4 protein-coding genes are annotated in these 4158 nt (G+C 68.5%); 1 reads left to right on the top strand and 3 read right to left on the bottom strand.

From position 1 onward, the window contains the following. Positions 1-84: 84 nt before the first annotated feature. The 3 genes from ACFW2E_RS14370 to ACFW2E_RS14360 all read right to left on the bottom strand — a co-directional run bounded on the left by ACFW2E_RS14370 (position 85) and on the right by ACFW2E_RS14360 (position 3032). Complete coding sequence (locus ACFW2E_RS14370; RefSeq protein WP_384466151.1) at positions 85-1230, bottom strand: ParB/RepB/Spo0J family partition protein; 1146 nt, start codon at positions 1228-1230, stop codon at positions 85-87. After that, positions 1227-2489, bottom strand: a complete 1263-nt coding sequence (locus ACFW2E_RS14365; RefSeq protein WP_384466149.1) for an AAA family ATPase — start codon at positions 2487-2489, stop codon at positions 1227-1229. The genes ACFW2E_RS14370 and ACFW2E_RS14365 overlap by 4 nt, the downstream gene beginning before the upstream one ends. Positions 2490-2711: 222 nt before the next feature. Then, entirely contained in the window at positions 2712-3032 is a 321-nt protein-coding gene (locus ACFW2E_RS14360) for an acyl carrier protein (RefSeq protein ID WP_384466147.1), read from the bottom strand. 233 nt (positions 3033-3265) lie between these two features. On the opposite strand from ACFW2E_RS14360, the gene ACFW2E_RS14355 reads away from it, so the two are divergent. Beyond that, positions 3266-3877, top strand: coding sequence for a hypothetical protein (locus tag ACFW2E_RS14355; RefSeq protein WP_384466145.1), 612 nt, complete (start codon positions 3266-3268; stop codon positions 3875-3877). Positions 3878-4158: the final 281 nt, after the last annotated feature.

Genomic DNA, 4158 nt, shown 5'->3' with positions numbered 1-4158 from the left:
ACCATTTTATTCACCCGTGTGTGCCGCGGGGCGCGCCCCCCCCCCGCCCGCGGCCCCCCCCCTCGCTCCGTGCTCGTGCGGCGATCAGCTGTCGGCTGTGGCTCGCTGTTGCTGGTGTTCGTTGAGGATGCGGAGCATCTTGTCGAACTCCGTGTCGGTCATCTTGCGGATGAGGTGCATGGCGAGGAAGGCGCCGTCGTCGTAGGGGAGCTTCGGGGGGTTCGAGGAATCCGAGCGGGGTTCCGGGACGACGGCGTCCGTGGCTGCCGGAGCCAGGACCTGAGCCGGAGCCAGGGCCGTGGCCACGGGCGGCTCTTCGGGTTCGGGTGTCGCCTTGGGCTCCGGCTCGGGCTGGAGTTCCGGTTGCGGTTGCGGTTCGGGCTCCGCTTGCGGTTCCGGCTCCGCCTCCGAGGTGGCGTCTCCTATTACGTCGTAATGGCTGGGGGAGTCGGGTTCCGGCTCGGGCTCGGGGGAGGGAGCCGCCGGGCGCTTGCCCGGCTTCTGCGCGGGGCGCTCGGCTTCCTTGCGGGCCCGTTCCGCCTTGAGTTCCTCGAGGACCGTCTCCTGCTGCTCGGCCGGCTTGTTGCCCACCGCGCGCAGGAGGTCGATGGGGTCCTGGCCGATGCGGGACTGGAGCTCGGGGGTGAGGTTCAGGAGCGCCAGTCGCTGGGAGACCCAGCCCTGGGAGCGGTGGAGACGCTTGGCGAGGGCCGTTTGGCTGCCGTGGATGGCCAGGAGGCGGTTGAGGGCCTTGGCCTCGTCGAGTTCGTCGAGGTCCTGGCGGTGGATGTTGGCCACCAGGGCGGACTCGAGGAGTTCCTCGGAGGTGCTGCCCTGGTCGTCGCTGACCATGACCTTGATGGTGGACAGGCCTGCTTCGCGGGCGGCCGCCAGGCGGCTGCTTCCGTCGATTACGACGTAATGGGTGTCCTCTTCCAGACTGGCCTCATGCTCGGGGTTGGCCTTGATGTAGGTGTCGCGGTTCATCACCGTGATCGCCTGCTTCTGGCCGTGCGTGCTGAGGCTGCCCGCGAGGTCGGTCAGGTCACCGAGGGTCGATCGGGGGTTGTCGGGGTTCAGGCTGATGCGGTGGGTGGGGAGTTCGGTGGGCGGGGCGACCCCTTCCGTGGGGACTCCGGTGGCCGCCGCTACGGCTGCTCGGCGAGCGCTGACCGGTCGTGCCGAGGCTCCGAACCGGCCCGCGCCCAGCTGGTCGGCCTTCTTCGTCATGAGATCTCCCGGGCCAGGGCCCGCATGCTGACGGCCTGCTGGGACTTGGGGGCGTACGAGAGCAGCGGCTGCTTCATACGGACGGCTTCTTTTTGTTCCTTCAGGTCACCGATGAGGCCGACCACGCGCGGATCCTTTATGTCCACCCAGCCCTGCAGGGAGGACGTGGCGATGTAGCCGCGGCGGCCGTCGTAGAGGTTGACGACGATGCCGAGGTAGTCGATCTCGAGGGAGAGGTCGGCGCGCAGGTCCTCGATCTGGGTGGTGAGGAGTTCGTAGGCGTCGGCGGAACTGTCCTCGGCCTGGACGACGACCAGGGCGCCGGACTGACCGGGCTTCTCGTTCTCGCGGCGACGGCCGTAGTAGGCGGCGGCGTCCATGCTCAGGCCGAGGCTGGGCGGGCAGTCGATGAGGATGACGTCGTAGTCGGCTTCCAGCGGGGCCAGGGCCCGCTCGAGCGCGGCCTCGCGGGCTCGTACGGCGGACAGGCGCACGTCGAGGAGGAAGGCGTCGTTGCAGCCGGGGAGGAGGTGGAGGCGGCCGCCGAAGTGGTCCTCGTCGATGGAGACGATGAGGTCGCGAAGGTCTCCCTTGGGGTCGCCCGCCATGTGGTTGGTCAGGCTGTCGCCGTTCATCGGCACGGGGGTGGCGCCGAGCTGGTTGGTGAGGTGGCACTGGGGGTCGAAGTCGACGAGGAGGACGCGCATGCCGAGGCCGGGTAGGTTCTCGACGTCCAGCGGGTCGTCCGTCATGGTCTCGGGCTCGTCGGACTCGACGGCGCGGAGGGCGGCGACGAGCTGCTTGGCCACGCGGACCGGGTGCAGTTTGTTGGGGTCCTCGGCCATCGCCTCGCCGGTGCCGGCCGTGATGGCTGTCTTGCCGACGCCGCCCTTCTGGTTGCACACGACGATGCGGCGGGTGACGGCCGGTCGTACGACGTCGGGGGCGGGGTTGGTGTCGAGCCAGAGCTTGACGGACTGGGCGAGGCCCTGGATGAGCGAGACCCCTCGGTCGGCGGCCGTTCGCTTGAAGTCGTCCCACTGGCCCTGGGGGAGGAAGGTGGAGAAGGAGTCGGCACCCGCGGTGTCGACGGGCTCCAGGGCGGAAGCGAGGGTGCACCAGTCGGTGATGCCCTGCTCGACGGCGCTCTGGATCTCTAGGCCGCGCTGGGCGGCTCTGACTTTGAGGTCCTGCCGGAGCCAACCCGGCAGCTTGGAGACGACCTTCTCGCGGTCACTGGAGGTGGCTGGAGAACTCATGGGGCTACCTTACTAACGTGTTTGATCAAAATCTCGTCCGACACGTTAGTTAGGGAAAGTTGGCTCGCCTCGGGGGCGCCTCAGGGGCATGTGGTGGCTGGACGCGAGGTCGTAACCAGGCTTCCGAGACGTATTACGGCGTAATAGCCGTGGCGGGATCAACAGGACGCCACGGCTATTACGCCGTAATGGGACTGAGGGCGATGGGGGAGTGGGGGAGCGTCAGGCAATGGCCCACGGGCTCGGGCCCTGGGTCGCGCGGCGGGACATCGGACGGGAGGTGTCCCAGGCGGGCTGCAGCGCGGCGGAGACGATGCCCCACAGCTGACCGGCGGTCAGGGTACGGACGGGGACGACCACCTGGCCGGCGAGGCTGACGCCGAACGCGGACTCGAGCGCGCTGACGATGCCGATCAGAGCCAGGGAGTCCAGACCGTAGGTCTCCAGGGGCTCGTCGGCCGCGGGAGCCTTGTCCTTGCCCAGTCCGGGCAGGCCCCGCTGGAGGACGGTCTCGAACGTAGGGTTCCACGGTGCTGAGGCCATCGACGGGCTTCCTTCCGGGCTGCCGGGCGGTTGTGACGCACTTCCGCGAGCAGCCTGACGGCGTCCGCTTGAGTCTGCGTTGACGGGGGCTCAGGTTGTGGGCCGGGGGAGAAGAGGGAAGGTGGGTGGCTCGGCCATTACGACGTAATAGGTGTGACGGTGACGGGGGAGCGGCGTTCTCAACTCCGGTTGCCGCAAACGGCCCACAACAAGTGCCCCGCGAGGATCAAGCCGTGACAGACTCCGAAGACCGAGAGCAGCAAGCGGCCGTCACCCGTCGGCTGCTGTACTACCTGAACTCACCCATTGCTCCGTACTGTCGCCTGCGCGGGGTCCTGCCCGCCCCCGGCGCCGTACGGATCGCCGTCCGTGCCGGAGACGACGAGAACGCCAGGGACTTCCTGTACGAGATCCCCAACGACACGGTGACCCCGTACTACATCCCCGGCTTGCTGCGTACCGTCCTCACCGGCCCCCAGATCTACAGCAGCAGCGACCTCGGCGAGGTCAGGGGAATGACGCTCATCCGCCTCCGCCCGCAGGAGATCACCCCGGATCCCGAACCCGAACAGGGGCGGGCGCTGACCGTCGTACACGCCCTGTGTGACCCCGGCGACGACGAGAACCCTTTCCTGCTCGGCTTCCTGATCCTCGGCGGCGGCCTGCTGCGTCTGTACGTGCAGCGCCCCGACCGCCCCGGCGTCATCGGTGCCGACATCCGCCTGAACAACACGCGCACCGCGCTGATCGCCTCCCTGCCCTCGCTCCTCGAAGAAGAGCAGTACCAGCGGCCGGCATCGGACGACCCGCACTGCGACCTCCTGGTAGACCTGACCGACTGGTAGCGGACAGGAGCCTGTGGCCGGCTCCCACGCCGTTCGGCGTGGGTTCAGCGTGTTTCGGGGGAGGGCGAGCGACCGAAGCGACTCAAGCGACCGAAGGACGGGGTTGGGTGCGTGGCCGGGGCACGGGGGAAGGGGCGATGGGTCCAGGTTTGCTTCAGGGTCGCGTGTGTCGCGGCGCGGGTTCGGTGGGGGGCCGGGGGGGGGGGGGGGGGGCCTCTGGCGGGGGGCGCGACTGTATGTGATCGACCCAAAAAAACAATATAGATATTAAGTTGCGGCTA

The organism is Streptomyces sp. NPDC058964, from assembly GCF_042741275.1.
GTDB lineage: Bacteria > Actinomycetota > Actinomycetes > Streptomycetales > Streptomycetaceae > Streptomyces.
Note: the sequence above shows the minus strand (reverse complement) of the source record. Positions and strands in the feature narration are given on the sequence as shown.

Bases quoted from the DNA above. Each gene is read 5' to 3' on its own strand.
- ACFW2E_RS14370 (WP_384466151.1), bottom strand. From the start codon at position 1,230: ATGACGAAGAAGGCCGACCAGCTGGGCGCGGGCCGGTTCGGAGCCTCG.
- ACFW2E_RS14365 (WP_384466149.1), bottom strand. From the start codon at position 2,489: ATGAGTTCTCCAGCCACCTCCAGTGACCGCGAGAAGGTCGTCTCCAAG.
- ACFW2E_RS14360 (WP_384466147.1), bottom strand. From the start codon at position 3,032: ATGGCCTCAGCACCGTGGAACCCTACGTTCGAGACCGTCCTCCAGCGG.